Source organism: Sorangium sp. So ce834 (genome assembly GCF_051521425.1).
Taxonomy (GTDB): Bacteria; Myxococcota_A; Polyangia; order Polyangiales; family Polyangiaceae; genus Sorangium; species Sorangium cellulosum_D.
This window is the reverse complement of record NZ_CP150351.1, coordinates 657,488-683,680: the sequence shown is the minus strand read 5'-3', so window position 1 is coordinate 683,680 and position 26,193 is coordinate 657,488. Positions and strand designations below refer to the sequence as shown.

22 protein-coding genes and 1 tRNA gene are annotated in these 26,193 nt (G+C 74.0%); 6 read left to right on the top strand and 17 right to left on the bottom strand.

The features are described from left to right. The first annotated feature begins 3 nt into the window (after positions 1–3). Positions 4–3,591, top strand: a complete 3,588-nt coding sequence (locus WMF20_RS02550; protein ID WP_437610389.1) for an AAA family ATPase — start codon at positions 4–6, stop codon at positions 3,589–3,591. Between the two features lie 158 nt (positions 3,592–3,749). Continuing rightward, positions 3,750–4,829 carry a metalloregulator ArsR/SmtB family transcription factor gene (locus WMF20_RS02545; RefSeq protein ID WP_437610387.1) on the top strand — a complete coding sequence of 360 codons (1,080 nt, stop codon included), beginning with the start codon at positions 3,750–3,752 and terminating at the stop codon, positions 4,827–4,829. A gap of 103 nt (positions 4,830–4,932) precedes the next feature. Here the strand turns inward: WMF20_RS02545 and WMF20_RS02540 are convergent, their stop codons facing one another. The 4 genes from WMF20_RS02540 to WMF20_RS02525 form a co-directional block, all read right to left on the bottom strand. Then, complete coding sequence (locus tag WMF20_RS02540) at positions 4,933–5,397, bottom strand: hypothetical protein (protein ID WP_437610385.1); 465 nt, start codon at positions 5,395–5,397, stop codon at positions 4,933–4,935. After that, positions 5,394–5,753, bottom strand: a complete 360-nt coding sequence (locus WMF20_RS02535) for a c-type cytochrome (protein ID WP_129572851.1) — start codon at positions 5,751–5,753, stop codon at positions 5,394–5,396. Before WMF20_RS02535 ends, WMF20_RS02540 begins: the two co-directional genes overlap by 4 nt. A 118-nt stretch (positions 5,754–5,871) precedes the next feature. Beyond that, positions 5,872–8,508 carry a penicillin-binding protein 1A gene (locus tag WMF20_RS02530; protein WP_437610383.1) on the bottom strand — a complete coding sequence of 879 codons (2,637 nt, stop codon included), beginning with the start codon at positions 8,506–8,508 and terminating at the stop codon, positions 5,872–5,874. A 33-nt stretch (positions 8,509–8,541) separates the two neighbouring features. Beyond that, positions 8,542–8,775: a hypothetical protein gene (locus WMF20_RS02525; protein WP_437610381.1), complete on the bottom strand. Its 234-nt coding sequence runs from the start codon at positions 8,773–8,775 to the stop codon at positions 8,542–8,544. A gap of 122 nt (positions 8,776–8,897) precedes the next feature. Between WMF20_RS02525 and WMF20_RS02520 the strand changes: the two genes are divergently transcribed. Continuing rightward, complete coding sequence (locus WMF20_RS02520) at positions 8,898–9,308, top strand: SET domain-containing protein (RefSeq protein WP_437317739.1); 411 nt, start codon at positions 8,898–8,900, stop codon at positions 9,306–9,308. On the opposite strand, the gene WMF20_RS02515 is transcribed toward WMF20_RS02520, so the two are convergent. The 13 genes from WMF20_RS02515 to WMF20_RS02455 all read right to left on the bottom strand — a co-directional run bounded on the left by WMF20_RS02515 (position 9,278) and on the right by WMF20_RS02455 (position 20,110). Next, positions 9,278–9,781 (bottom strand): GNAT family N-acetyltransferase, encoded by a 504-nt coding sequence (locus WMF20_RS02515; protein ID WP_129572847.1) that lies wholly within the window; start codon positions 9,779–9,781, stop codon positions 9,278–9,280. The genes WMF20_RS02520 and WMF20_RS02515 overlap by 31 nt on opposite strands. Before the next feature lie 96 nt (positions 9,782–9,877). Then, positions 9,878–9,949: transfer RNA gene (locus tag WMF20_RS02510), tRNA-Cys, on the bottom strand. A gap of 371 nt (positions 9,950–10,320) precedes the next feature. Beyond that, entirely contained in the window at positions 10,321–11,142 is an 822-nt protein-coding gene (locus tag WMF20_RS02505; RefSeq protein WP_437610378.1) for a hypothetical protein, read from the bottom strand. A 61-nt stretch (positions 11,143–11,203) separates the two neighbouring features. Next, the gene (gene cysW / locus WMF20_RS02500; RefSeq protein ID WP_437610376.1) at positions 11,204–12,109 is read right to left on the bottom strand and encodes a sulfate ABC transporter permease subunit CysW; all 906 of its coding nucleotides are present in this window, start codon (positions 12,107–12,109) and stop codon (positions 11,204–11,206) included. Continuing rightward, positions 12,109–13,014: a sulfate ABC transporter permease subunit CysT gene (cysT, locus tag WMF20_RS02495; protein ID WP_129572845.1), complete on the bottom strand. Its 906-nt coding sequence runs from the start codon at positions 13,012–13,014 to the stop codon at positions 12,109–12,111. Before cysT ends, cysW begins: the two co-directional genes overlap by 1 nt. A gap of 6 nt (positions 13,015–13,020) precedes the next feature. Beyond that, entirely contained in the window at positions 13,021–14,049 is a 1,029-nt protein-coding gene (locus WMF20_RS02490; RefSeq protein WP_437610374.1) for a sulfate ABC transporter substrate-binding protein, read from the bottom strand. A gap of 17 nt (positions 14,050–14,066) precedes the next feature. Beyond that, positions 14,067–14,390, bottom strand: coding sequence for a DUF2325 domain-containing protein (locus WMF20_RS02485; protein WP_437317733.1), 324 nt, complete (start codon positions 14,388–14,390; stop codon positions 14,067–14,069). A gap of 158 nt (positions 14,391–14,548) precedes the next feature. Further along, complete coding sequence (locus tag WMF20_RS02480) at positions 14,549–15,220, bottom strand: helix-turn-helix domain-containing protein (RefSeq protein ID WP_437610371.1); 672 nt, start codon at positions 15,218–15,220, stop codon at positions 14,549–14,551. 58 nt (positions 15,221–15,278) lie between these two features. Then, positions 15,279–16,634, bottom strand: coding sequence for an NAD(P)/FAD-dependent oxidoreductase (locus tag WMF20_RS02475; RefSeq protein WP_129572843.1), 1,356 nt, complete (start codon positions 16,632–16,634; stop codon positions 15,279–15,281). Between the two features lie 98 nt (positions 16,635–16,732). Next, positions 16,733–17,419: an RNA polymerase sigma factor gene (locus WMF20_RS02470; RefSeq protein ID WP_437610369.1), complete on the bottom strand. Its 687-nt coding sequence runs from the start codon at positions 17,417–17,419 to the stop codon at positions 16,733–16,735. A gap of 200 nt (positions 17,420–17,619) precedes the next feature. Then, entirely contained in the window at positions 17,620–19,464 is a 1,845-nt protein-coding gene (locus WMF20_RS02465) for an NAD(P)H-hydrate dehydratase (protein ID WP_437610367.1), read from the bottom strand. Next, positions 19,461–19,988, bottom strand: a complete 528-nt coding sequence (locus WMF20_RS02460; RefSeq protein ID WP_437610365.1) for a holo-ACP synthase — start codon at positions 19,986–19,988, stop codon at positions 19,461–19,463. Before WMF20_RS02460 ends, WMF20_RS02465 begins: the two co-directional genes overlap by 4 nt. Further along, complete coding sequence (locus WMF20_RS02455) at positions 19,985–20,110, bottom strand: hypothetical protein (RefSeq protein ID WP_437610363.1); 126 nt, start codon at positions 20,108–20,110, stop codon at positions 19,985–19,987. Before WMF20_RS02455 ends, WMF20_RS02460 begins: the two co-directional genes overlap by 4 nt. 224 nt (positions 20,111–20,334) lie before the next feature. Here WMF20_RS02455 and WMF20_RS02450 point away from each other — a divergent pair, with 224 nt between their 5' ends. The 3 genes from WMF20_RS02450 (at position 20,335) to WMF20_RS02440 (ending at position 26,136) form a co-directional block, all read left to right on the top strand. Beyond that, the gene (locus tag WMF20_RS02450; protein WP_437610361.1) at positions 20,335–22,023 is read left to right on the top strand and encodes an Eco57I restriction-modification methylase domain-containing protein; all 1,689 of its coding nucleotides are present in this window, start codon (positions 20,335–20,337) and stop codon (positions 22,021–22,023) included. A gap of 74 nt (positions 22,024–22,097) precedes the next feature. Next, complete coding sequence (locus WMF20_RS02445) at positions 22,098–24,371, top strand: DUF4139 domain-containing protein (protein WP_437610359.1); 2,274 nt, start codon at positions 22,098–22,100, stop codon at positions 24,369–24,371. A gap of 19 nt (positions 24,372–24,390) precedes the next feature. Further along, complete coding sequence (locus WMF20_RS02440; RefSeq protein WP_437610357.1) at positions 24,391–26,136, top strand: DUF4139 domain-containing protein; 1,746 nt, start codon at positions 24,391–24,393, stop codon at positions 26,134–26,136. Positions 26,137–26,193: the final 57 nt, after the last annotated feature.

Below are 26,193 nucleotides of genomic sequence, written 5' to 3'. Positions count from 1 at the left end.
GCCGTGCACTTCACGATCCCGCTCTTCGAACGCCGCACCACGAACGTCGCGTGCGTGACGCTCGGCCTCGGCCCGAGCACGCGATCGCGGGCGGGGCGGCACCCGGAGCGCGTCCAGCGCCTGCTCATCGAGGACCTCAGGCCCCTCTTCGAGAAGGCGCGCGCAGCCGAGCTCGCGCGGTTCGAGATGCCGCGCGGCATCCGGCTCGAGAAGGTGCGCCTCGAGCTCTCGCTGTCCGGCGCCGGGTCCGGCGAGCGCCGCAAGGTGAGCGGGCTCTGCCCCGTCGTGCTCGAGCCACGCTGGGCCTCGGAGCACGAGCGCATCGTCTTCGCCTACCACCCCATCCGGCAGGGCGACGCCGCGCCCATCCGCGACGATCTCCCGCTCGACGAGCAGCTCCGCGCGCTGTTCCAGGCCGCGTGGGCCGAGCTCGACGACGACGAGATCGCGCAGCTCTGGAGCCGGGGCAAGGAGCGCATCACGACGCTGTCGTTCTCGTGCACCCCGCGCTCGGCGCTCGCGGACCTGCCGGATCGGCCGGGCGACGACGACACCGGCGCCGACCCGGCGTTCCGCTGGAAGAAGCGCCGCGGCCTCAAGGTCCTCCCGAGCCTCGGCGTGAGCCTCACGCAGCGCGCGGCCCAGGGCAGCCTCGACGCGGGCGTGCCGCGGTCGCCGCAGCGCGAGCAGCTCGCGCTGCTGCTCGGCGCGGGCCGCGCCCAGCCGGTCATCGTCGTCGGCCCGCCGGGGTGCGGCAAGACGACCCTGATCCACCGGGCGGTGGTCGACCTCCTGGAGGCCGACGGGTACGGCGCCCACAAGAACCTCGACCGCGCGCGCGACGTCGTCGCCGTGAGCGGCCGCAGGCTCATCGCCGGCATGAGCCACCTCGGCGACTGGGAGAAGCGCGGAGTCGAGCTCGTCGAGGACGCGCGCAGCCGGGGCGCGATCCTCGTCGTCGACGACATCCACCACTTCGGCCGGATCGGGCGGTCGCGCCAGAGCGAGCGCTCGCTCGCCGACTTCTTCCGCGGCCCCCTCTCCCGCCGCGAGATCGTGATGGTCGGCGAGTGCTCCCCCGAGGCGTTCCGCCTCCTCGAGCAGGACGCCCCGGCGTTCGCGGCCCTGTTCACGCCGCTCTTCCTCCCCGAGGCGACCCCCTCCGAGACGTTCCGCCTCATGGTGCGCGAGGTCCGCGCCCTCGAGCAGCGCCACGCCGCCCGCGTGAGCCCGTACGTGCTGCGGACGATCCTCGACCTCGGCGGCTCGCTCCTCTCGGCGCAGGCGCTGCCGGGCAAGGCCATGGATCTGCTGCGCGAGGTCGTCCGCGCGCCCGCCGCGGAGCCGGCGCGCGGCGACGCGGCGCGCGGGCCGCGGCCGGTCGGCTCGCAGGACGTGCTCCGGCTCCTCTCGCAGAAGACCGGCGTGCCGAGGCTCCTGCTCGGCGGCGACGAGCCGCTCGACGCCGGCGCGCTGGAGGAGGAGCTCGGCCGCCGGGTCATCGGCCAGCCGGAGGCCGTGCGCGCCGCGGCGGATCTCGTGGCGCGCATCAAGGCGGGCCTCGTGGATCCGCGGCGCCCGTACGGGGTGTACCTCTTCACCGGGCCGACGGGGACCGGCAAGACCGAGCTCGCCAAGTGCATGGCGGAGCTCATCTACGGCAGCGCGTCGCGGCTCCTCCGCTTCGACATGAGCGAGCAGAGCGGCCCCGACGCGCCGGCGCGGCTCATCGGCGATCGCTACGCGCCCGACGGGCTCCTGACGCAGCGGGTGCGGGAGCAGCCGTTCTCGCTGGTGCTGCTCGACGAGATCGAGAAGGCGCACCCGTCGGTGCACAGCCTCTTGCTCCAGCTCTTCGAGGACGGCCGGCTCACCGACGCGGCGGCGAGGCCCGCGCACTTCAACCACGCGGTGGTGGTGATGACCTCCAACCTGGGCGCGCGGGCGCGGCCCTCGCTCGGCTTCGTCGGCGCGGGCCTCCCGGAGGCGCGGGCGCTCGCGATGGCCGAGGAGGCGGCCCAGGAGGTCGCGCGGGCCGTGCGCGAGTTCTTCCCTCCCGAGCTGTTCAACCGGATCGATCGCGTCGTGCCGTTCCGGCCGCTGACCCCCGAGGTGGCGGTGCGGGTGGCCGAGAAAGAGCTCGACCGGCTGCTCTGCCGGCGCGGGCTCGCCGAGCGGAGCGTCTTCGTGCGCCGGGGCGCCGGCGTGGCCGAGCGGATCGCGCGCGAGGCGTTCGTGGCCGAGGACGGCGCCCGCTCGGTGAAGCGGTTCATCGAGGACGAGATCGGCTCGCTGCTCAGCGACGCGCTCACCCGCGACGCGCCCGCCGCGATGCAGCTGCTCCGCATCTTCACGACCGCCGCGCCCGGGCCGGATCACGGCGCCGCGTCGCCCCCGTTCTCCCTGCACCGCGAGGCGCTCGAGGAGGCCGAGCCCGCGGCCGCCGCGTGGGCGCTCGCGCCGCTGATGACCAAGCCGCTCGGCGCGCTCACGGCCGAGCTCTCGCCGCTGCTCGAGTTCGTCGGCGACCTCGAGCGGAGCGACGACCTCGCGCGCCTGTCGGAGCGGATCCGCTACCACCTCGCGGAGCACGGCCGGACCGCCGCGGAGGGATCCGCGGCCGAGGAGCACGCGGAGGCGGTCTACAACCTCGACGCGATGCGCGGCGCGATCCGGGCGTTTCGCGAGCGGATCGAGCTCGTCCAGCGGCGGAGCGGCGACGACGAGGAGCAGCAGCAGCTCGACCTGGAGGTGCGGCGGTTCGGCTACGTGACCGTGGGGGAGGACGCGTGGAGCCGCTCCCGGGTGCGCCTGTTCCACCGGCGCCATCAGCCGCGACCGCCGCGCCGGCCGGCGAAGCAGGAGGTGCTGGAGTGCATCGCCGAGGGCCACGCCCTCCGTCGCGCGCTCCGCACCGTGGACGAGCCGGGCCAGCACGCGGTCCTGATCGAGCTGCTCCGCGCGGCGCACCTCGACGAAGCGCCGGCCGGCGGCGCGGGCGGCGCGCGGGAGGAGGGGCTCTTCGAGGCGCTCGCGCGCGCGTACGGCGAGGCGGCGGGCGAGGTCGACGGGTGGGCGGGCGCGCCCGCCGGCCGCGCGCCTTCCGGAGGTCGTCGCGCGCCCGAGATCGAGCAGGGCCGCGGGACGGCGGGGCTCGACGCGATGCTCTCGCGCGGGGCGGAGCTGCTCGTCCTGAGCGTCGTGGGCCTGTGCGTGCTCGACTTCTTCGAGCTCGAGACGGGCGCGCACGTCTGGACGTCGCTCGCGCGCGGCCCCGAGGTGGTGCGGGTGCGCGTCTTGCCGGCGCGCCCGGGCCTCTCGCCGGCGGGCGCGGTGCGGGAGCACCTCGAGCGGCAGGCGGCGTTCGACGAGGCGGCGCGGCAAGGGCGCGCGCTCCCGCCGAACCCGGCGGCGCTCCTGCCCGTGGTCCGGAGGATCCGCTTCGACCCCCCGCGCCAGCCGGGCAGGGCCGCCCCGATCGAGATCGAGGACTACGCGATGGGCTTCGCCGAGGCGTCGCTCGCGCGGAGCCTGTCGCAGGCGCTCGCGCCGCTGTGGCTGCTCAGGATGAGCCGGGAAGACGTGGCGTGAGCGTGGCGTGAGGAGCAGCGCCCGCGGGGCTCGCCCGCGGGCGCCCGCCCGCCGGCGTGGGCCGACGCGGCGCGACGGCGCTCGTCGAGCCCACCGAGACTGATTCGACATCCGTCGAAACAGATTGACCAGGCGCGGGCGCTCGCTATTCTGATTCGATGACCGTCGAACCGGATTCTGCGGGGCCCACGCCGGGCGCTGCGGGGCCCGCGCCGGGCGCTGCGGGCGCCCTGAGCGTCGAGGAGCGCATCGGCGTGCTCAAGGCGCTCGCCGACGCCTCGCGGCTCCAGGTCGTGAGCGCCCTGATCGAGCGGCCTCACTGCGCCGAGGAGCTGGCCGAGCGGCTGGGGCGCGCGCCGTCCACCGTGTCGTTCCACCTGCGGAAGCTCGACGAGGCGGGCCTCGTGACGAAGCGCAAGACCCAGTATTACCTGGTCTATGCCCTGCGCGCCGATCTGCTCGATCTGCGGCTGAGGGAGCTCGCCGCGCTGCCGCACGCCGAGGGCGGCCCGGCGCAGCGCCGCGTGGAGCGGTCGCGGAACAAGGTGATGCGCGCCTACTTCCGCGACGGCGCGCTGGTCCAGCTGCCGAAGCCATGGCGCAAGCGGCGCATCGTGCTCGAGCAGTTCGTCGGCAAGTTCCAGGCGGGCCGGCGCTACCGCGAGCGCGAGGTGAACGAGATCATCCAGACCCTGTATCCCGACCACTGCACCATCCGGCGCCTGCTCGTGGACGAGGGGTACATGGCGCGCGACGGCCAGCGCTACTGGCTGCTCGAGCAGGAAGCGAAGGCGCCCGAGACACGGCTCGAGGCCCCGGAGCCGGGGAAGGAGACCCCCGGGACCGGCAAATCCATCAAGGGAGCGAGCAGAATGGAAACGCGCAAGGAGCTGAAGCGGAAGTACCTCGAGACCCCCAAGCAGGCGGGCGTCTTCCAGCTGAAGAACACGGTGAACGGCAAGGTCTTGCTCGGCAGCAGCACGAACCTCCACGGGCCGCTCAACAAGCACCGTTTCATGCTGTCGATCGGCGCTCACACGAACCAGGAGCTCCAGCGCGACTGGAAGGAGCACGGCGCCGAGGCCTTCACGTTCGAGGTGCTCGAGGTCGTGAAGCTCAAGGACGATCCGAGCTTCTCGTTGAACGACGAGCTCACCTTGCTGGAGCAGATCTGGCTGGAGAAGCTGTCGCCGCTCCACCCGCGCGGCTACAACAGGGACACGAAGATCCGCGAGTGATGGCGGGGGCGGGCGCTTTCGGCCGCTCCCGCCCCGGCCCGGAGCACGGGAGAGGGATGCCTGTGCGGCCCCCGGACCGTCCCCGAAAGGGGCTGTCCGCTGCTCAGAACCGGAACAGCGGGCGGCCGTAGGGCAGGAACGGCCAGGGGATGGCGGCGAGCACGAGGAGCAGCGAGACGATGACGCCGAGCGCGATGCGCCGGTGCCGCGTCGTGGGGTCCGCGGCCCGCTTGGCCCGGGCCGAGGCGACGTGGGCGACCGCCACCGCCACGATCATGAGGAAGACGTGCTCGACGGCGAAGAAGCGCAGCGCGGCGACGGGCATCGCGGCCTTCAGCGCGGCCAGCGAGGTGGGCCGCAGCGGGCTGAGCACGACGTAGAGCAGGAGGCCGAGGAGGAGCTGGGCGTCGAGCGCGCCGACGAACGCGGCGCTCGCCTTGCGATCCGCCGGGGTCCACGGCTTCCGCTGGGTCCAGCCCTGGACCGAGCGCACGAGCGCAAGGAGCCCGAGCAACAGGACGGCCCAGCGCAGCCACGAGTGCACGACGAGGACGAACGAATAGATCATGGAGCCTGCTTTCCGGCCGCGGTGCCGGCCTCGATGATGTACTGCGCCACGTCGGCGAGGTCCGACTCGCGGACCCCGCGGAAGCTGGGCATCGGCGGGACGTCGGCCCGCTTGCGGCCCGGGGTCACGGCCCAGCGGACGATGCCCGCGGGATCGGCCGCGTAGAGGGCCGCCATCTCGCTGAGCGGCGGACCCACCAGCTTGGCCGCGGGGGCGTGGCAGGACGCGCACAGCGTGGAGAAGAGGGCCTTGCCCTTCGCGGCCTGGGGCGAGAGCGCGACCCCCTCGTCGGGAGCCGGCCCTTTGCACGCGGCCAGGAGCAGGAGCAGGGCGGCGAGGATCGGTGACCGTGTCATGCGGCGAGGGGGAACATAGCGCGCCCGCGCGCCGGAGGAACGCGACGTCGTGACGCAGGGCTCGCCGGGGCGCCGGGGCGCCTGGCCAGCGCGCGCGGCGCGGCGGCGCGGGCGACGGTCACTGCGGTTTGAACAGGTCCAGGATCCCCTGCCCGATCGCGGACGGGTCGGGCAGGGGCACCCCGGTCGGCTCGGTGCCCTCGAGGAACACCTCCTCGACGGCGTTCTCCTGGCCGGGCATCGCGGGCGCGCCCGTCTCCGGGTCGATGGGGAGCCGCACGATCCCGAGCGGCTCCGGGAAGTCGGTCGCCGGCCGCCCCGCGTGCGCCTTGCCCATGAACGCGATGAAGGCCGGCAGGGCGGCGCTGCTGCCCACCTCGGCGCCGCCGAGCGGCGTGGCGTCGTCGAAGCCGGTCCACACGGCGCACGCGACGTCGGTCGAGTAGCCGACGAACCAGGCGTCCTTCGCGTCGTTCGTCGTGCCCGTCTTGCCCGCGATCGGCCGGCGCAGCGAGAGCGCCTGCTTCGCCGTGCCGACCTCGACGACCGACGTGAGCAGGTCCGTCGTGACGTACGCCTCCGCCGCGGTCATCGCCGGCCGCGGCGGGGGGCGCGCCGGCAAGGGCAGCGCCTCGCCGCGCGGGCCCGTGATCTTCGTCACCAGGACGGGCTCCTGGTATACGCCGCCCGCCGCGAACGTCGCGTACGCGCCCGCCATCTCGCGCGGCGTGACCTCGTAGGCGCCGAGCGCGAGCGACAGGTCGGCGCCGAGCTTCGACGTGATCCCGAGCTCGCGCGCCCACGCGACCACGGCCTCGGGGCCCACGTCCCGGAGCGCCGCCACCGCGGCGACGTTCACGCTGTGGGCGAGCGCCTCGCGCAGGCGCTTCGGGCTCTGCCCCTCGCTCTCGTCGTAGTTGCCGGGCTTGTAGCCCTCGAGCGCCGCCGGGTTCGTCTCGAGCATCGACGCGGCCGTGAGCTTCCGCGCGTGGATGCCGTAGCCGTAGACGATGGCCTTGAACGTCGACCCCGGCTGCCGGTGCGCGTGGCTCGCCCGATCGAGCCCGCCGCGCGCGCCCTCGTAGCCGCCGACGAGCGCGACGATCTCGCGCGTGCGCGCGTCGAGCGCGATGAGCGCGCCCTGCGGGCCGAGATCGAGCCGCAGCTTGCCGGCCTCGGGCTCGCCCGCGAAGCGCACGCGCAGCACCTTGCCGACCTCGGCGAAGCGGCTCGGCGGGAGCCCGCGCGGGTTGTACCGGCGCTCGCTCCGCAGGTCGACGGTCCCCTGCGCCGTGCCCACGCGGATCGCGAGCGCGCCGCGCGCGTCGTCGGCGCCCGTCACCACGCCGAGGTAGGCGCGGTTCGGATCCCTGGGGGCGCCCTGGAACGGCGCCGGATCCCCCTTCTTTCGGGCGAACGGCGCGACGAGGCCGTGGCGCGCGGCGTAGGCGTCGAGGTTCTGGCGCACCGCCGCGCGCGCCGCCGCCTGCATCTTCGGGTCGATCGACGTCACGACCGTGTAGCCGCCGTACCTGGCCTCGGGCCCGACCGCCTTGCGCAGCGCGCGCTCGGCCTCGGCGAGGACCTCGGGCGCGAGCTCGTCCGAGTGCTCCGGCTCGGGGGCGAGGCGGATCGGCTCGGCGAGGGCGGCGTCGATCTCGGCGGCCGGCACGAAGCGCTTCTCGCGCATCTGGCCGAGCACGAAGGCGCGGCGCTTCTCGGCGCGCTCCTTGTTCACGCGCGGCGAGTAGATGGAGGGCCCCTTCACGAGGCCCGCGAGGAGCGCCGCCTCGGCGAGCGTCACCTGGCGGACGCTCTTGCCGAAGTAGAACCGCGCCGCCTCCTCGACCCCGTAGCGCCCGTGGCCGAAGTAGATGTGGTTCAGGTAGAGCTCGAGGATCTGGTCCTTGGTGAGCTCCTGCTCGATGCGGCGGGCGAGGAGGAGCTCGCGCATCTTGCGGTCCAGGGTGCGCTCGTGCGTGAGCAGCACGTTCTTCACGACCTGCTGGGTGATCGTGCTGCCGCCCTGGCGCGCCTCCGCGGAGCGCAGGTTGACGAGCAGCGCGCGGAGCATGCCGAGGTAGTTGAGCCCGTCGTGCTTGTAGAACCTGGCGTCCTCGGCCGCGAGCGCCGCGAGGCTCATCACCGCCGGGATCTCGGTGACGGGCACGAGCGTCCGGCGCTCGACGAAGAGCTCGCCGAGCACCGTGCCGTCGCGCGCGAGGAACCGCGTCACCTGCGGCGGGTTGTAATTTTTCAGCTCCGCGGTTGTCGGCAGATCGGCTTCGTAGTGCCGGACGACGAGGAAGAACGCGATCACCGCGGCGGCGAGGAGGCCGGCGAGGGCGATCGCGAGCCGCTTGCCCCAGCGGACGAGCTGCGGCCGGAGCGGCGGCCTGGGCCCGGCGCCGCGGGGCTTCCGCTGGAAGGTCCTGCCGAGCGCCGCGACGGCCGCGCGGAGCGCCGCGGCGACCCGCGCCGGCGGCGGAGGCGCGGCCGCGGGCGGCGCCGGCGGCGGAGGCGCGGCCGCGGGCGGCGCCGGCGGCGGAGGCGCGGCCGCGGGCGGCGCCGGCGGCGGAGGCGCGGCCGCGGGCGGCGCCGGCGCGGGGCGCTGCGGCGACCAGAGCCGCGTCGGCGCGCGCTCGCTCGGCGTCGGATCGGAGCCCGTCGCGCCTGCGTCGTACGGCAGCGTGGGCTCCAGCGGGGCCGACGGGGCGCTCGGCCCTGGTCGGGGGCCTTGCGCCTCGGGCAGCACGGCGGGTCGTCGCGGGGGATCCGAGGCCATGCGTCAGCGCGCCGGAGTCCGCAGCGCCCTCGCGTCGCGGGTTAGGAGTTCCGGCCGAGCCACGGTATCACGGGCCCGGGCGCCGCGGACGCCGACGATCACTGGATGTTCCACTTGTAGCTGGCCGTGCTCCTTGAGGGTGTGCGCGGCCCAGCAGGTGACGTGGCTGTCGTCGTGTCCCGGCGCGGAGAAGAGCACGAATCCAAGCAGTATGAAGGCGGCGATCGCGGCGATCACCACGGCGAAACCGCGCGGCGGGCGTCTCATCCGGCGGCGAGTCCAGTGCGGCGCGCCGCCGGAGCTCCTGTCTGATTCGTGCGCCGGCGCGGCGGGGCGTGGTAGCGTCCGCGGCGCCTGCCATGACCGATCAGGAAATCGACGCCCTCATCGCCGAGAACCAGTTCCATCCGAACGTCGTCTGGCGCCGCATCCCCGGCAAGGGCCGTGGGGTCTTCGCTCGCCGGTTCTTGCCGAAGGGCACCGTCGTCGAGTGGGCCGCCGTCAGCTGCTTCCCGGCGTCGGATCTGAAGACCGAGGAGCACCGCGACTGTCAGGCGCTTCATCACGTGTTCACGTGGGGACAGGAGCCTGGGCGGGAGAAGGCGTATGCGTGGGGGCTGCTCGCGCTGTACAACCACTCGTCGACGCCCAACATCGAGATGAACGACGGCCCGGTGCCGGACTCGATGGCTGCCATAGCGCTCCGCGACATCCACGAGGGCGAGGAGCTCTGCTTCGATTACGGATACACCTGGTTCGAGCCTCGCTGATCCGAGAGCGTGAGCACCATGGTGAGCGACGCGCCGTTCCGGCCCACCTCGACGAAACCCAGGCGGCGGTAGAGCCGCAGCGCGGGGTTGTCCGGCGAGACGCTCAGCGAGATGGCCGGGTAGCGGTTTCGGGCCTCCTCCAGCAGGGAGGTCAGCAGCCGGGTGCCCAGCCCTCGCCCCCGGTGCTGGGGCAGGAGCGCGATGGAGAGCTCCGGGGTCTCGTCGTCGACGTGGCCGTACCCTCGCAGCGCGCCGGTGAGCCGCCGGAGCCAGGCGGCGCCTGCGACCTCGCCTTCCTGGAGCGCCACGACGCCCAGATCGTCCCGCTGTCCCCAGCCTTGCACGTACCTGGAGAGCTCGGGCCGGCGCACGATGTCCCGCGGGGGCGGCGGGCTGCCCTCCGGGACGTGGATGGCCTGGTAGAGCATCTCCCAGAGCAAGGGCTCGTCGGCCGGGGTCAGGAGACGGATCATGAGCCTTCCGAGGATACCGGCGCTCGCGCCCCAGCCTGGCCCATCGCTCTGCCCTCGGACCGCTTCAGCGCTCGGACCGGACTTTCGTCGTTGCGGAGGTGAGGACGGGATTCGAACCCGCGTATAACGGTTTTGCAAACCGTTGCCTAACCACTTGGCTACCTCACCGACTGTTCGAAGCGGCGGGAGGTCATGCCTCACTTCTGCCCAGATGTCAACGCCTTTACCGCGCCCCGCCGGCATTTATGCGTCCGAGCCACCTCGACGGGAGTTCCGCCGTTGCGCGCCTTCCGCGGCCTTCCACGGCCTTCGCGACCGTCCAAGGCCTTCCGCGGCTTTCCGCGACCTCGAGCCGGCGGAGGGGGAGCGCACGGCGCGCGCTGGGGACGGGCCGCTGTCTGAGCATCTTGCCGCGGCTTCTCCTCGCTGCGCGAGGGGAAGCCGCGGCCTTGCGAGTTCGGCGGGGCCCCAGCGCGCGCCGTGCGCTCCCGCCTCCCCCCTCCCGCCTCCGCCGGCCGCTGCCTTCCGGAGAGCGCCCCTTACTGCTCCCGCACCCTTCGCGCCCCCCGCGCCCTCCGCGCCGCTCCCGCGCTCGCCCGCCTCGCCCGTATCCGCGCCCCGAGCACCCGCCCGAAGTAGCTGCCCCAGTAGGTCCAGAGCCGCGTCGACTGGATCAACCCGCTCGGCACGATCCCCTTCCCCGCCTGGAACGGGTTGAAGCGCAAGGTGTTCTGGTCGATGTCCACCGGCTCGTACAGCTCGATATCGGCCACGGGCATCCAGCGCGCCCGCGCTCCCCGGCGCCGGACCTCGAGCCGCAGCAGCGCGAGCCCCGCCGCAGCCGAGCGCTCCAGCCTCTCCAGGCGATGGCCCTTCACCGTCGACGGGCGCAGCGGTATCAGCCGGAACTCCGCGCGACCGAAGCCCTCCACGTCGAACGGCAGCTGCGCGTAATAGTGGTTGTCCAAGAAATCACGCGTCTTCGTCGTGAAGATCGCGATCGGAAGCAGCCACAGGCGCCGCGCGCTCAAGAAGATGAGATCCTGATCGCCGGCGCTCACCACCGGCGTCACCTCTTCGCTCGTCCGGAAGCGCACCGCGATCCCCAGGACGTCCGGACGGCGCTCGACCTTGACGCTCCGCCATCGCCATATCCCGCCCGACAGCCGCACGAGCGCCGGCCCCCCGAGCCGCTGCGCCAGCGCGCCGACCTCGCCCTCCACCGCGAGCGGCTTCACCCCCGCGCAGTAGACCACGCCGTCCGGGTGGAACAGCCTCGCTCCCCGGAGAAGGCTGCCCTTAAAGGCGATGGGAGACAGGACTCCCCCGATCGCACGCCCAATCGCTTCCAAGAACCGCATCGTACCCCCCTCGCTCGAACCTGGAGCGCTGGGGGCCCATCGCAAGCCGGGCGCAGCCCGGTCAGCCCGCGCCGGCCTTCGCCGTCTCGTCCAGCTCCGGGCCCGTCTCGCGCTGCGCCCGGTGCTCGATCAGGCGCTTTACCACGAGCGTGAAGAGCGCGAGGAGGACGAGCAGCGAGGCGACGGCGAACGCCGCCGAGAAGTGGAACTCGTTGTAGAGCACCTCGACGTGCAGCGGCATCGTGTTGGTCTGCCCCCGGATGTGGCCGGAGACGACCGACACCGCGCCGAACTCGCCCATCGCCCGCGCGTTGCAGAGCACCACCCCGTAGAGCAGACCCCACTTCGCGTTGGGCAGGGTGATGCGGAAGAACATGCTCCACCCGCTCGCGCCGAGCGACAACGCCGCGTGCTCCTCGTCCGCCCCCTGGCTCTCCAGGAACGGGATGAGCTCGCGCGCGACGAAGGGGAACGTCACGAACGTCGTCGCCAGGATGATCCCGGGGCGATCGAAGATCACCTGGATGTCGTGATCGAGGAGCCAGGGGCCGATCACCCCCTGCGCACCGAACAGGAGCACGAAGATCATGCCGGAGATCACCGGCGAGACCGCGAACGGTAGGTCGATCAGCGTGACCAGCAGGCTCTTGCCGGTGAACTCGAAGCGCGCGATCGCCCAGGCCGCGGCCACGCCGAAGACCAGGTTGAGCGGCACCGCGATGACCGCGGTCGTGAGCGTCAGCTGGATCGCGGCCACGGCGTCCGGCGCGGTGATCGCCCGCCAGTAGCCCGAGAGGCCGTCCTTCAGCGCCTCGATGAACACCGCCACGACCGGCAGGAAGAGGAAGAACCCGAGGAACGTGAGCGCCGCCGCCGTGAGCGCCCAGCGCACCGGCGCGGGCTCGGAGGTCGCGCCGCGCACCGCCCCGCGCGACCTCACCCGCAGCTTGCCCGCCGCGCCCGCCATTACGACGCGACCCCGGGCGCGCCGGCCCCCGCGGCCCCCTCGGGCGCCGCGCGCGGCGCCTCGACCGGGCTCCGCGACGAGACGCGCGAGCCGCTCCAGCGCTGGAGTCGGTTGATCACGAACAGGAGCACGAAGGAGCAGATCAGCATCAGGAGGGCGAGCGCCGTCGCCCCCGCATAGTCGTACTGCTCGAGCTTCGTCATGATGACGAGCGGCATGATCTCGGTCTTGAGCGGCATGTTCCCCGAGATGAACACGACCGAGCCGTACTCGCCGAACGCCCTCGCGAACGACATCGCGAACCCGGTGAGGATCGAGGGCCAGAGCGCCGGCAGGAGGATCCGGCGGAAGATCTCGAAGCGGCCCGCGCCGAGCGACGCCGCCGCCTCTTCCTGGTCCACCTCGAGCTCCTCCATCACCGGCTGGACCGTCCGCACGACGAACGGGAGCCCCACGAAGGTGAGCGCGATGACCACGCCGAGGCGGCTGAACGCGCTCTGGATCCCGAGCGGGTAGAGGAACCGGCCGACCCACCCCTGCTGCGCGTAGATGGCCGTGAGCGCGATGCCGCCGACCGCCGTCGGCAACGCGAACGGCAGATCGACGAGCGCGTCGACGATCGACTTGCCCGGGAAGCTGTAGCGCACGAGCACCCACGCCACGAGCACGCCGAAGACCGCGTTGATGCCCGCCGCGATGAGCGACGCGGAGAAGCTGATCTTCAAGGAGGCGATCGCGCGCGGAGACGTCACCACATCCCAGATCTCGCCGGGCCCCAGCGTCGCCGTCTTGAGGAAGATCATCGACAGCGGGACGAGCACGAGCAGCGACAGGTACGTTACCGTAATCCCCATCGCGAGCCCGAAGCCGGGCAGAACGCTCTGTCGCCGCCAGAGGAGAGCCACAGAAATTTACTTGCCGGCCTGGTAGATCTGGTCGAAGACGCCGCCGTCGGAGAAGTGCGCCTTCTGGGCTTTTTGCCACCCGCCGAACACCTCGTCAATCGAGAAGAGCGCGACCTTCTGGAAGACGCCCTCCGACTCGGCCGCCGCGAGGACCGACGGATGCCGCGGGCGGTAGAAGTGCTTCACCGCGATGCGCTGCCCCTCCTCCGTGTAGAGGAAGTTGAGGTACGCCTCCGCCGCCGCCCGCGTCCCTCGCTTGTCGACCACCTTGTCGACCACCGCGACAGGAGGCTCGGCGAGGATGCTGATCGACGGCACGACCACCTCGAACTTGTCCTTACCGTTCTGCCCGCTCTGCTTCACCGCGAGCAACGCCTCGTTCTCCCAGGCGATCAGGACGTCGCCGAGCCCGCGCTCGACGAACGTGGTGGTCGAGCCGCGCGCGCCCGTGTCGAGGACGGGCACGTTCTTGAACAGGCGGCCGATGAACTCCTTCGCCTTGGCCTCGTCGCCGCCCGTCCGCTTCAGCTCGTACCCCCACGCGGCCAGGTAGTTCCACCGCGCGCCGCCGGAGGTCTTCGGGTTCGGCGTGATGACCGCGACGCCCTCCTTCACGAGATCGTCCCAGTCCTTGATGCCCTTCGGGTTGCCCGCGCGCACCAGGAAGACGATCGTCGACGTGTAAGGAGCGCTGTTGTCCTTGAGGCGCGCCTGCCACCCCTCCTTGAGGCGACCGCTCGGCACGAGCGCGTCGACGTCATAGGCGAGCGCGAGCGTGACCACGTCCGCCTCGAGCCCGTCGATCACCGACCGGGCCTGCTTGCCCGAGCCGCCGTGCGACTGCTTGACGGTGATGTCCTGCCCGCTCTGCTCCTTCCAGCGCTTCGCGAAGGCGGCGTTCACCTCCTCGTAGAGCTCGCGCGTGGGGTCGTACGAGACGTTCAGGAGCTGCACCGGGCCCGATTTGCTCGCCTCGCTCTTCGAGCACCCGGCCAGCGCGAGCACGCAGCAGAGCACCATCATCAAGCATCGCATCGCTCGTCCTCACTCCCTCATCCGGTCGCCAGATACCGCGCTTCCCGCTGCGCGAGCGCGTCGAGGAGCTGCTGGAAGCGCGACGCGCCGACGCGGCGGGCCATGAAGGCCGCCCGGCCGAGCTTCTGGCAGAGCTTCTTGGCGAGCAGCACGCCGCCGTGGCTGTTCACGTCGGTCAGCACGATGACGAGGTCCGCCCGCTCGATGGCCGCCCGCATCTCGGCCGCCCCGCGACCCCCCGTGTTGCCCGTGTGAAACTCCAGACGGTGCCCGGCCTGCAACGCCATCCGCTCCAGCTGCGCCTGGTTGCGATCCAACCCACCGATCCAGGTGATCCGCATCGCGCCGTCTCCTTGCTACCAGCAGCGGGCTCCCGCCGCTATAGCGGACATATCTCACGCTAAAGCAGAGGACGCAAGCGGAATCTGACAATATAACGGAGGACACGTCTTGGATACCGGAGGGACACGAGGCGGCCGGGGTCCGGAAACGGAGGGGGCTAGCCGCGCGATCCGTAAGTCATGACGAGGTACATGACGGCCTCGGCGCCGCCCAGGTTGCGGTAGCTGTGGGGGCTGTCGGCCTCGAACAGGATGGCGTCGCCGGTCTCGAGGACGCGCCGCTCGCCGGCCACGGTGATCTCCACCGAGCCCTCCGTGACGATCAGGTTCTCCGAGGTCCCGGGGGCGTGCGCGTCGGCGTGCTCCACGGAGCGCGGCGCGAGGCGGAGCTCGTAGAACTCCACGTTGCGCGGCCGGTCCATCGGGAAGAGCGCCCGGGAGGAGAAGTCGCCGTTGCGCGAGCGCAGGATACGCGCGTGCGAGGCCTGCATGACGGTCGTGACGGGCGAGGCCGCCTGGCTCATCAGCGCCGAGAACGGGACCCCGAGGGCGCGCGCGATCTTCCAGAGGACGTTGATGGTCGGCGTGCTCTGGCCCAGCTCGATCTGCCCGAGCATCGCCCGGCTCACCCCGGACGCCTTCGCCAGGCGCTCGAGCGACAGGCCGCGCTCGGCCCGGAACCGCTTCAGGTTGGTGGCGACGACCGGCGTGAGGTCCGAGGATTCGTCGAGCGCGAGGTCGTCCCCGCCCGGCTCGCTCGCCGGGGGCGGGGGCGGCGGCGGCTCGGCGGTCGCCGCTCGCGCGGATGGCTGGGCTCTGCGTGCCTTCACTGGAGGCGTATCCGCCATGGTGGAGGCCGCGCGTCAAGCAAGCGAGCGCGGACGGCGCTCAGGCGCCGCCGGAGACGGCGTCCGCCACCGCGCCCCTGGCCGACGGGCGGGGCGCCGGGGGGGAGGCCGCGGGCGCCGCCGCGGGGAGCGCGGCGCGGGCGGTGTGGCCGGTGATGAGCCGGGCGCCGCGCTTGAAGGTGATGTACTGCCACATCCACGCGAACATGACGGCGAAGCGGTTCTTGAAGCCGATGAGGAAGAGCACGTGGACGCCCAGCCAGGCGAGCCACGCGATCGAGCCGGACATCTGCAGGCTCCCGACCCTGGCGATGGCGCGCGAGCGGCCGATGGTCGCCATCGTCCCCTTGTCCCGGTAGGCGAACTGCCCGCGCGGGCGGCCGGCGAGGTCGCCGAGGATGCAGCGCGCGACGAAGCGCCCCTCCTGGATCGCGGCGGGGCTGAGGCCGGGCACCTCGACGCCGTTCCGGTCGCGGAGCATGGCCATGTCGCCGATCGCGAAGGCGTGCGGGTGCCCGGGCAGGGAGCAGTCCGGCTCGACCTTCACGCGGCCGATGCGATCCAGCTCGACCCCGAGGGCGCGCGCGAGCGGGGTGCCGCGGACCCCCGCCGCCCAGATGACCGTCGCGGCGGGGAGGCGCTCGCCGTCCTCGAACTCGACCCCCTGCTCGTCGATGGTCCGGAAGCGGCGGCCCTTGATGACCTCGACCCCGAGCGACGTGAGCTGCTCCTCGGCGCTCGCCGAGAGGCTGTCGGGGAAGGCCTGGAGGATGCGCTGGCCGATCTCGACGAGCAGCACGCGCGAGAGCGAGGCGTCGAGGGAGCGGAAGTCGCGCTCGAGGATGTAGCGCGCGAGCTCGGCGAAGGCGCCGGCCATCTCGACGCCCGTGGCGCCGCCGCCGATGACGACGAAGGTGAGCAGCCGCCGCCGCACGGCGGGGTCCGTTTCGCGCTCGGCGGCCTCGAAGGCGAGCAGCATGCGCTCGCGGATGGTGAGCGCCTCGTCGAGGTTCTTGAGCGCCGGCGCGAAGCGGGCCCACTCCTCGTGGCCAAAGTAGTTGTTCGCCGCGCCGACCGCGAGGATGAGGTAATCGTACTTCATCGTGTCGGCGTCGACGGTGATGCGCCGGCCGGCGAGATCGACGCCCGTGACCTCGCCGAGCAGGACCCGGACGTTGCGCTGGCGCGACAGGACCGAGCGGATCGGAACCGCGATGTCGGCCGGCGAGAGGCTGGCGGTGGCCACCTGGTAGAGCAGCGGCTGGAACAGGTGGTGATTGGTCCTGTCGATGAGCGTGACCCGGACGGGGGCGTTGCGAAGCGCCTTTGCCGCGTTCAGGCCGCCGAAGCCTCCGCCGACGATCACGACGTGGGGCTCTTTCGCCGTCGTTGCCATGGTGCCTCCTGGCGAGGAACGCCTCCTCGGTGGCACGCCGATGGTAGGGGTCGCCGATCAGGGGGGCAAGCCGGGCGCGCGGAGGGCGCGACCGCCGATCACGCGGCGGCCTGCACGTCCGTGGGCGCGTCGGTCTTCAGGTCGATCTTCGGGCCTCGGGCCTCGCCGCGCAGCGCCTCGGCGAGCAGCTTCCGGCCGCGGTGCAGGCGGCTCATGACGGTGCCGACCGGGACGCCCAGCTGCGTCGCTGCGTCCTTGTAAGAAAGCTCCTCGAGGTCCACGAGCACCACGGTGTCGCGGAAGCTCGGCGGGAGCGTCGCGAGCGCGCGCCGCACGCCGGGCGACAGGGCGTGCATGTCGGCGCGGCGCTCCGGCGCGGTCCAGGCGCACGGGTCGGTCGCGAGCACGTCGAGGGCGTTGCGCTCGCGGCGGCTGCGCCGGCAGCGCGTGATGAAGACGCTGAAGAGGATCTGGTGCACCCACGCCCGCAGGTTGGTCCCGGGCTCGTAACTACCCGCGAACCGGATGGCGCGCTCCACCGTGTCCTGCACGAGGTCCTCCGCCGTCGCGGGCGATCGGGAGAGCCGCAGCGCGCGGCCGAAGAGCTCCGGTGTCATTTCGACAAGGCCCCGGAGCAGCTCGTCGACGGCCGCCCGCGCGCCCGCGCCCGGCGCCGTCCGGGCCGCGCCGAGCGACGGCCCGCGCCCGACCGCGCGTGTCACGCCGGGCGACAGCGGCGCTGGATTCGGGGACCGGGCGGGGGCATGGGCGGGGTGGACGAGCATGGCGGGACCTCCTGCGATGAGCGCTGGCAAGGCAGGTGCCACCGAGGGGATCGCGCGAAGGGCGCGAAAGGCGCTGGATGGCGCGGGCGGAGGCACGCGGGCGCGTGTCAAATCGACAGCAGGTCGCCGCGGCCCGTCAGAGTGGCGAAGAGGCCCGCGGGGCGCGCCGGCCCGGCGGACGCGCCCGCGGGGGCTTTTGTTTAGATCTGACCGGACAGCGGATCGCCGCCGGCGGCCAGGGCCGCGATCAGGCCGGGCACGAGCTCCGCGATCTCGCTCGCGAGCAGCCCCCGATCGCTGCCCGTCTGCGCGCGCCACACGTCCCCGGCGAGCGCGTGGATCAACACCCCCGCGCTCGCGGCGGCGGAAGGCTCCATCGAGCACAGGAGCGCCGCGATCATGCCGGTCAGGACGTCGCCCGATCCGGCGGTGGCGAGCGCCGGGTTGCCCGCCATGCAGATGAACATGCGGCCGTCCGGGAGCGCGATGACCGTGCGCGCCCCCTTCAGCAGGACGATCGCCCCGGTGCAGGCCACCGCCTCGCGCACGGCGCCGAAGCGGTCCTCCTCGACGGCCCGCGCGCTCCGGCCCAGCAGCCGGCCGAGCTCGCCGGAGTGCGGCGTCAGGATGAGGCGCCCGCGCGCGGTCGCGAGCGCCTCGGGGCGGCCGGCGAAGTGCGTCAGGGCGTCCGCGTCGACGACCTTCAGGCCGTCCCAGCCGAGCACGACGTGATCCACCGCGGCCCGCGCCCGCTCGTCGAGGCCGAGGCCAGGGCCGATCGCGACCGCACGCCGCCCGGCGAGCGCGCCGTCGAGCGACGCGGCGATGCGCTCCGGATCGATCGAGGTCGTCATCAGCTCCACGACGCGCGACTCCATCGCGGGCGCGGCGTCGGCCCAGGTGCAGATCGTCACGAGCCCCGCGCCCGTGCGCATCGCCGCGCGCGCCGTCAGCAGCGCGGCGCCGAGCTTGCCGGACGACCCGGCGATCACGAGCACGTTGCCCGCCTGGTGCTTGTAGACGCTCGCCTCGCGCGGGCGCAACGACGCGCCGACCGTCTCCTTGCGGATGACCTCCGCGACGTGGCCCACCTCGGCGAGGATCGGCCGGTCCGGGACGCCGAGATCGACCACGTGGACGTTGCCGGCGAGCCGCGCGCCCTCGGGCGTGAGCAGGCCGATCTTGAGGTGGCCGAACGTGACGGTCTCGTCGGCCTGCACCGCGGCGCCGAGCGGCGCGCCGCTGTCGGCGTCGAGGCCCGAGGGCACGTCGAGCGCGATGCAGAGGCAGGTCGCCGTGTTGAGGACGCCGATGACGTCGGCGAGGTGCCCCTCGATCGGGCGGTCGAGGCCCGTGCCGAAGAGGGCGTCGACCACGAGATCGGCCTCCGCGAGCGCGGCCTCGAGCGGGGCGAGCGGCGCGCCCGGGGGGAGCTCGGTCAGCGCGCCGCCGAGATCGACGTACGCGTCGTGGTTGATGCGGCTGTCGCCGGTGACCTTCTCGGACGGGGCCGCCAGGAAGACCTGGACCTCCGCGCCGCGGGCGACGAGGTGGCGCGCCACGACGAAGCCGTCGCCGCCGTTGTTGCCGGCGCCGCAGACGACGACGACGCGGGCGTGGAGCGGGTACGTCGCGGGCTGGCCGGGGCTCGGGACGTGCCGCACCGGGAACGCGCGGACCCGCGCGGCGCGGGCGTCGTCGGCGTCGCGGCGGCCGTTCGGCGGCGGCGGGACGCTCCCGGAGCGAGGGCCGCCGCCGGAGGCCAGCGTCGCGGGCCAGAGCGCCTTGGCGGGCGCGGCCAGGTGCGGCGGCGGCGCAGGGCGCGCGGCGTGGCCGAGGCGCGCGGCGTGGCCGGAGAGCGCGGCGTGGCCGGAGAGCGCGGCGGCGCCGGACGGCGCGGCGCTGCGCGCCTCGATGATGGCCGAGATCACGTCGGCGGCGCCGCGGCCCGCGTTCTCCATGAGGACCACGCCGGGGACGTGGCAATGGTGGATCGCGTGCTTGTCGAAGGCGCGCATCTGCGCGCGCGAGAGGACCGGAATCACGAGCGCTCTTTCCCTTCGTCGTCCAGGTGGGATCGGCTCTCGCCGCCCTCGTCATTCGTCGTCGCGGATCGGCTCTCGCCGCCCTCGTCATCCGTCGTCGGGGATCGGCCTTCGCCGCCCTCGTCATCCGTCGTCGGGGATCGGCCTTCGCCGTCCCCTTCCAGGATCACCACCGCCGCCGCCACCCCGGCGTCGTGCGTGATCGACAGGTGCACCCGCGTGACGCCCAGGCGATCCGCGAGCGCGCGCGCCGGGCCGTGGAGCGCCATCGTCGGCGGCGTGCGCGGCGCGCCGCGGACCTCCAGGTGGTGCCAGCCGACCCCCGGGGCCCCGGCCAGCGCCTTCACCACCGCCTCCTTCGCGGCGAAGCGGCCCGCGAGCGCGGTCGCCCGGTCGACACGGTGCGCGAGCGAGCGCCGCTCGGGCTCGGACAGCACGCGCTCCCAGAACCGATCCCCCCACCGCGCGAGCGCCTCCTCCATGCGTCCGATGCCGCAGACGTCGATGCCGATGCCGAGGATCACGCGGCCACCTCGAGGGGCCGGCGGCCTGGCCCGAGCGCGGCGGCCGGCGGCGGCGCGGCGCCCTCGCAGGCGGCGCTCACCGCGGCGCGATCGCCGGAACAGAGACACAGGGGGAAGGCCATGCGGGCGACTCTACCCTATTCAATGGCGACGCCCCGTGAAACGCGATCCGCGTCTCCCCCGATCGCGGAGAAACGCCCTCGCGGGCCGCGCGCCGGCGGGGCGGTGGCTCGGCGCGCGGCAGGCGGCCGCGGCCTTCGGCGCCGGCGCAGCGCGGCGAGCGCGGCGAGCGCGGCGGGCGTCGCCGGAGGGCGCCGATCGCGGCTAGCATCTCCTCGCGGCGCCCATGCAGACAGCCCTCGATCTGACGGTCATGCTCCCGCCGAGCGCCTACGACTACGGCGAGCGCTCGTCGGGCGAGACCCACGGCGTGGTGCTGACCAAGCCCCACGTCGTCAATCTCATCCTCGATCTCGCGGGCTACACGGCGGACCGGGATCTCGCGTCGCTTTCGCTGCTCGAGCCCGCCTGCGGCCACGGCGCGTTCCTCGTCCCGGCCGCCGAGCGGCTGATCCAGTCGGCGCGCCGCCACGACCGCGACCTCTTGCAAATCGCGTCCGCGATCCGGTCGTACGACATCGCGCGCGATCACGTCGACCGCTCCCGCCTCGCCGTCGCCGGCGCGCTCGCCCGGCTCGGGCTGCCCCACGGCGACGCGGAGCGCCTCGCGGAGGCCTGGATCGCCCACGGCGACTTCCTGCTCACCAGCCAGGGCCGCCGCTTCGACGCGGTGGTAGGAAACCCGCCCTACGTCCGGATCGAGCAGCTCTCGCCCGAGCTGCAGGAGGAGTATCGCCAGCGGTACAGGTCGCTCTACGACCGCGCCGATCTCTACGTCGCGTTCATCGAGCGCGGCCTCGATCTCCTCGCGCCCGGCGGGGTCCTCTCCTTCATCTGCGCCGACCGGTGGACCCTCAACCGGTACGGCGCCCCGCTCCGCCGCATGCTCTCGAGGTGGTTCCGGGTGCAGTGCTATGTCGACCTGCACCGCGCCTCCCCGTTCGAGTCGGACGTCGTCGCCTATCCGTCGATATTCGCCGTGTCGCCCGGCAAGACAGGGAGCGTCCCGGTCGCGACGCTGCGCACCGCCTCTCCGGAGGAGTGCGAGGCCGCGTCCGCGGCCCTGCGGGGCGCGCCGGAGCGCGGCGGCGTCGCCGTGTCGGAGTACCCCTCCTGGTTCGAGGGGGACGACCCATGGGTGCTCAGCTCGCCGGAGCACCTCGAGGCCCTGCGCGCCCTCGAGGCGCGGTTCGCGCCGATCGAGGAGGTGGGCGGGACCCGCGTCGGCATCGGCGTCGCCACCGGAAACGACAGGATCTACATCGTCGGCGACGAGGTCGATATCGAGCGCGACCGCCTCGTGCCGCTCGTCCTCCGAGACCAGCTCGACGGCGGCCGCGTCCGGGACGCCGGGCGGTTCGTCATCAACACGTTCGGCGACGACGGCAAGGTGGTCAATCTGGAACAATACCCGAAGCTCGCCGGATACCTGCGCGCCCACGAGGCCGAGATCAGGAAACGCTACATCGCCCAGAGGAGCGCCGCGAGCTGGTTTCGCACGATCGATCGCGTGGTCCCCGAGCTCGCCTCCGCCCCGAAGCTCCTCATCCCCGACATCGCAGGATCCAACGAGGTGGCCTACGAGGAGGGCAGGTTCCTCCCGCACCACAACCTCTACTTCGTCACGTCGGAGGCCTGGGACATGGAGGCGCTCGGCGGCCTGCTCAGCTCCAGGGTCGCCCTCTTCTTCGTGTGGTCGTACGCGGTCAAGATGCGCGGCGGATACCTGCGCTTCCAGGCCCAGTACCTGCGGCGGATCCGCCTGCCTCCGCCGGCGAGCGTCCCCGAGGAGCTGATCGGCGATCTCCGCGGCTCCTTCCGGCAGCGCGATTTCCACCGCCTCGACGCGCTCGCGCTCCGCGCGTACGGCATCGACGCGCTCCCGGGGTTCAGCTTCCTCGACACGAGGAGATAGCCCGCTATCGGGCGCCGGGCGCGGCGTGATACCGTCGCGCCTCCAGACAACGTTCGCGGGCGAGGGACGAACGGATGACGGCGGAGAAGATCGAGTGCGCTAGCCGTATCGAGGCGGTCGTCGTGTACGCGCGCGGGGCGATCGTCACCCGCCGCGTCGAGCTCGCGGCGCCCCTGCCCCGCGGGGCGCTCGAGATCTCGGTGCCGGGGGTCACGCCCCTCGCCGAGCCGGGGAGCTTCCGCGCGCTCGTGGCGGCCGCGGGCGGCCCGCCGGACACGGCGGCGGCCGCGCCGCGCGAGGTCGTCGGCGTGCGCGCGCGGCTCGCCGTGCCCCCGGCGCCCGTCTCGCGGGGCGCGCTCTCGGCAGAGCTCCGCGCGCTCGAGCTCGCGATCGAGCGCCTGTCGGCCGAGCACGACCACCTCCGCCGCTGGCGCGACCAGCTCGGGGCCGTCGCGCTCCACCCGGAGCTCGCGCGGCGCTTCCGGCCGGGCGACCCGGCGGCCCGGATCCGCGACGCCCTCGCGGTGAGCGGCCTGCTCTCGGGCGAGCTCGCCGCGCTCGACGCCCGCCTCGCCGCGCTCGAGGACGAGCTCGAGCGCGCCCGCAAGGAGCTCCTCGCCGCGCAGCTCGACGCCGCCCAGGCGACCAGCGGCGAGCTCGAGGAGCGCGCGCCGGCGCGCCTCGACGTGGTCGTGCGGCTCGCGCCGGCGCGCGACGGGTCGGGCGGCGATCCGGCGCTCCGGCTCGAGTACGCGGTCGGCGCCGCGCGGTGGTGGCCCGCCTACGCGGCGCGGTTCTCGCGCGGCGCGACCGAGGTCGCGCTGCAGCTCGACGCCCTCGTCGCGCAGGCGTCCGGCGAGGACTGGAAGGGCGTGCGCGTCGCGCTCGCCACGGCCGACCTCGTGCAGGACACGCGGCTGCCGGAGCTCGCCTCGCTCCGGCTGAGCCGCGCGCAGCGCCCCCCGCGCCGCGGCTACCGCCCCGCGCCGGAGGGCCTCGACGCCATGTTCGAGGGGTTCGACCGCTTCGTCGCCGCCCTCCCCCCGCCGGCCGCGCGGCCCACGGCCGCCCCGGCGGAGCTCCCGCCCCCCGCGCCCGACGACGACGAGCCCACGCTGAGCCGGGCCGCGCCGGGCCAGGCCAGCGACGGGCTGCGAGAGGCGATGGCCAGGATGGCGCCTCCAGCCGGCGGGGCCGCGCTGCCGCCGCCTCCTCGCGCCGGAGCCGCCCCGCCGCCGCTGCGGCGGGAGCGCACCGCGGCCCCGATGCCGGCGCCGGCCGCCGCGCCGATGCCGCTCGCCGCGCCGGCGCGCAAGTCGCGCGGGCTGTCGCTCCCCTCGTTCGGCGGCGGCTACGGCGGCCCGCCCCCGCCGCAGGCGCTCCAGGCGAGCGCGCCCGAGGCGCCCATGGCCGCCTTCGCCCACGACGCGAGCGTCGAGCGCTGGACCGGTCCGGCCGACGAGCTGCTCGACCACGGCGACGCGCTCGAAGGCGCCGGCGCGGCCCCGGCGCCGGTCGAGCCCGCGCAGGTCGAAGGGTGGCTCGACTTCGACGCGCTGCACCTCCCCGGGACGGGCCCGCAGCGCGGTCGGCTCGCGCGCGACGAGCCGGGGCCGTCGAGGCGCGCCGCGCGGCGGGCGCAGATGGCGATCGACGACCTCGGACCGCCGCCCCGAGCCGTGGACCCGCGCGACTCGCGCGGGCAGTTCGACCACCTCTACGCGGGCGAGAGCGCCGCCGACGTGCCGTCGAACGGCAGGCTCCACCGCGTCGCGCTGAGCGCCGCGCGCGCCCCGGCGACGCCGCGGTTCGTCGCCGCGCCGCGCGAGGCCGCCGAGGTCTACCGCGAGGCGCGCGTCGAGAACCCGTTCGACGCCCCGCTGCTCGCCGGGCCGGTCGAGATCTTCGTCGACGGCGCCCTCGCCGCGCAGTCCTCGCTCGGGCACGTCGATCGGGGCGGCCTCCTCCGCGCCGGCCTCGGCGTCGAGGAGCGGATCCGGGTCGCGAGGAACGCCCGCGTCGACGAGTCGAGCGCCGGCCTGCTCGGCGGCTCGCTCTCGGTCGAGCACGCGATCACCATCGACCTCTCCTCGTCGCTCGGCGTCGGCGTCGAGGTCGAGGTCCTCGACCGCATCCCGGTCACCGACGACAAGGACGTCGAGATCAAGCTGGTCTCGTCGCAGCCGAGGGCCGAGCCGTACACCCAGGAGGATCTCGGCGAGCCCGTGCGCGGCGGGCTGCGCTGGCGCGTGCCGATCGCGCCCGGCGGCAAGGCCTCGGTCGCCTTCACCTACCGCGTGGTGCTCTCCTCCAAGAACGAGATCGTCGGCGGCAACCGTCGAGAATAACAGGAGAAATTGGCGCACCATGGCGACGGCAACGAGTGCGAGCGGTTCGGACCGGGCGGAGCGGAGCGCCGGCGACGGGGACGCCGGCGGCGGGGTCGAGGGCGGCGCGAGCGCCGCCGAGCGGGCGCCTCACCCGAGCGCCGCGCGCGTGGTGACGCTGTTCGAGGATCGCGCCGAGGTCGTGCGCGCCGCGCGCGTCGAGGTCGGGGCCGGAGCGCAGTGGATCGCGATCGGCGGGGTGTCGGTGTTCGTCGACGAGCGCACCGTGCAGGCGCGCGTCGCGGGCGCGGGCGCCGAGGGCGCGGTCCGGGTGACGGCGGCGCGCGTGCGGTGGAGGGCGCACCGGGAGGCGGCGCTCGGGCGCGAGGCGATCGACGCGCTGGAGCGCGAGCAGCGCGAGGCGTCCCGCCGGGCCGGCGCCGCCGAGCGCGCGCGGGACCGGGCGTCCCGCCGCGAGGCGCACCTCGACCAGCTGCTCGCGAAGTGGGCGCAGGCGATGAGCGAGGTCCCGAAGGACGCCAGCGAGCCGGCGCGCCTCGCCTCGTGGCGCGCCGGCGTCGAGGCCCTGCACGCGGCGCTGGCCGAGGCGCTCGGCGCGTCGGCCGACGCGCGCGCGGCGCGGGCGCACGCCGAGGACGACGCCCGGCGCGCCGCGGCGCGGCTGCGCGAGGGGTCGATCGAGCAGCCGCGCTTCGAGGCGGTGGTCGAGGTCGAGGTGCACGCGCCCGCGCCGCAGCCCGTCGAGATCGAGCTGACGTACCGCGTCGCGTGCGCGATCTGGCGCCCCGAGCACCTGGCGCGGCTCTCGGCTCCCCCCGCGGGCGCGGGCGCCGCCGCGGCCGCCGCGGGCGCGGGCGGCGCCGGCGTGCAGGGCGCCGGCGGCGCGGTCGAGCTCACCACCTGGGCCGCGGCGTGGCAGGCGACGGGCGAGGCCTGGGAGAACGTCACCGCGCGCTTCTCGACCGCGCGGCCGTCGCGGAGCGCCGAGGCGCCGCTGCTCGCGGACGACGTCCTCCGCGCGCGGCGCAGGGCGGAGATCGACCGCCGCCGCGTCGTCGTCGAGGCGCGCGACCAGGCCATCGCCACGGCCGGGCTCGGCCGCGGGGCGCGGGCGGTCGACGAGATGCCGGGCGTGGACGACGGGGGCGAGCCGCTGATCTTCGAGGCGGCGGAGCCGGTGACCCTGCCCTCCGACGGCCGCCCGACGCGCATCGAGATCGCGCGGCGCTCGCTGCCGGCCGAGCTCGCGCTCGTGCTGTACCCCGAGGCCCACCCCGCGGCGCACCTGCGCGCGACCGTGACGCTGGACGGCGGCGGCGCCGGCGGGCGGTCGCGCCCGCTGCTCGCGGGCCCGGTGAAGGTCGCGCGCGGCGGCAGCCTCATCGGCCGCGCCCGGCTCGATTTCGTCGGCGCCGGGGCGCCGTTCGAGCTCGGCTTCGGCGTGGATGACGCGGTGCGCGTGCGGCGCACCGTGGACGAGGAGCAGGACACCTCGGCGATCACCGGCAGCCGCAAGATCCGCCGGCGCGTGAAGCTCTCGCTCTCCAACCTCTCCAGCGACGTGAAGCGGGTGCTGGTCACCGAGCGGATCCCGGTCAGCGAGGTGGCCGACGTCGAGATCGCGCTCGGGGAGGCCCCCGGCTGGACGCTCGACGAGGAGGACGGCTTCCTCCGCGGCCGCGTCGAGCTGCCGCCGAAGGGGCTGAAGACGATGTCGTTCAGCTACGAGCTCCGCGCCGCCGCGACCGTGGTGTTGCCGTTCTGAAATGCCATCGTCACCATCGCGATCCTCGCCGAGGGGCGCCGTTGACAGGACGCCGCA

What these genes read in the sequence shown, in the direction of transcription:
- WMF20_RS02545 (WP_437610387.1), top strand. Translation starts at nt 3,750, where the DNA reads ATGACCGTCGAACCGGATTCTGCGGGGCCCACGCCGGGCGCTGCGGGG.
- WMF20_RS02540 (WP_437610385.1), bottom strand. Translation starts at nt 5,397, where the DNA reads ATGATCTATTCGTTCGTCCTCGTCGTGCACTCGTGGCTGCGCTGGGCC.
- WMF20_RS02535 (WP_129572851.1), bottom strand. Translation starts at nt 5,753, where the DNA reads ATGACACGGTCACCGATCCTCGCCGCCCTGCTCCTGCTCCTGGCCGCG.
- WMF20_RS02520 (WP_437317739.1), top strand. Translation starts at nt 8,898, where the DNA reads ATGACCGATCAGGAAATCGACGCCCTCATCGCCGAGAACCAGTTCCAT.
- WMF20_RS02515 (WP_129572847.1), bottom strand. Translation starts at nt 9,781, where the DNA reads ATGATCCGTCTCCTGACCCCGGCCGACGAGCCCTTGCTCTGGGAGATG.
- WMF20_RS02505 (WP_437610378.1), bottom strand. Translation starts at nt 11,142, where the DNA reads ATGCGGTTCTTGGAAGCGATTGGGCGTGCGATCGGGGGAGTCCTGTCT.
- cysW (WP_437610376.1), bottom strand. Translation starts at nt 12,109, where the DNA reads ATGGCGGGCGCGGCGGGCAAGCTGCGGGTGAGGTCGCGCGGGGCGGTG.
- WMF20_RS02490 (WP_437610374.1), bottom strand. Translation starts at nt 14,049, where the DNA reads ATGCGATGCTTGATGATGGTGCTCTGCTGCGTGCTCGCGCTGGCCGGG.
- WMF20_RS02485 (WP_437317733.1), bottom strand. Translation starts at nt 14,390, where the DNA reads ATGCGGATCACCTGGATCGGTGGGTTGGATCGCAACCAGGCGCAGCTG.
- WMF20_RS02475 (WP_129572843.1), bottom strand. Translation starts at nt 16,634, where the DNA reads ATGGCAACGACGGCGAAAGAGCCCCACGTCGTGATCGTCGGCGGAGGC.
- WMF20_RS02470 (WP_437610369.1), bottom strand. Translation starts at nt 17,419, where the DNA reads ATGCTCGTCCACCCCGCCCATGCCCCCGCCCGGTCCCCGAATCCAGCG.
- WMF20_RS02455 (WP_437610363.1), bottom strand. Translation starts at nt 20,110, where the DNA reads ATGGCCTTCCCCCTGTGTCTCTGTTCCGGCGATCGCGCCGCGGTGAGC.
- WMF20_RS02450 (WP_437610361.1), top strand. Translation starts at nt 20,335, where the DNA reads ATGCAGACAGCCCTCGATCTGACGGTCATGCTCCCGCCGAGCGCCTAC.
- WMF20_RS02445 (WP_437610359.1), top strand. Translation starts at nt 22,098, where the DNA reads ATGACGGCGGAGAAGATCGAGTGCGCTAGCCGTATCGAGGCGGTCGTC.
- WMF20_RS02440 (WP_437610357.1), top strand. Translation starts at nt 24,391, where the DNA reads ATGGCGACGGCAACGAGTGCGAGCGGTTCGGACCGGGCGGAGCGGAGC.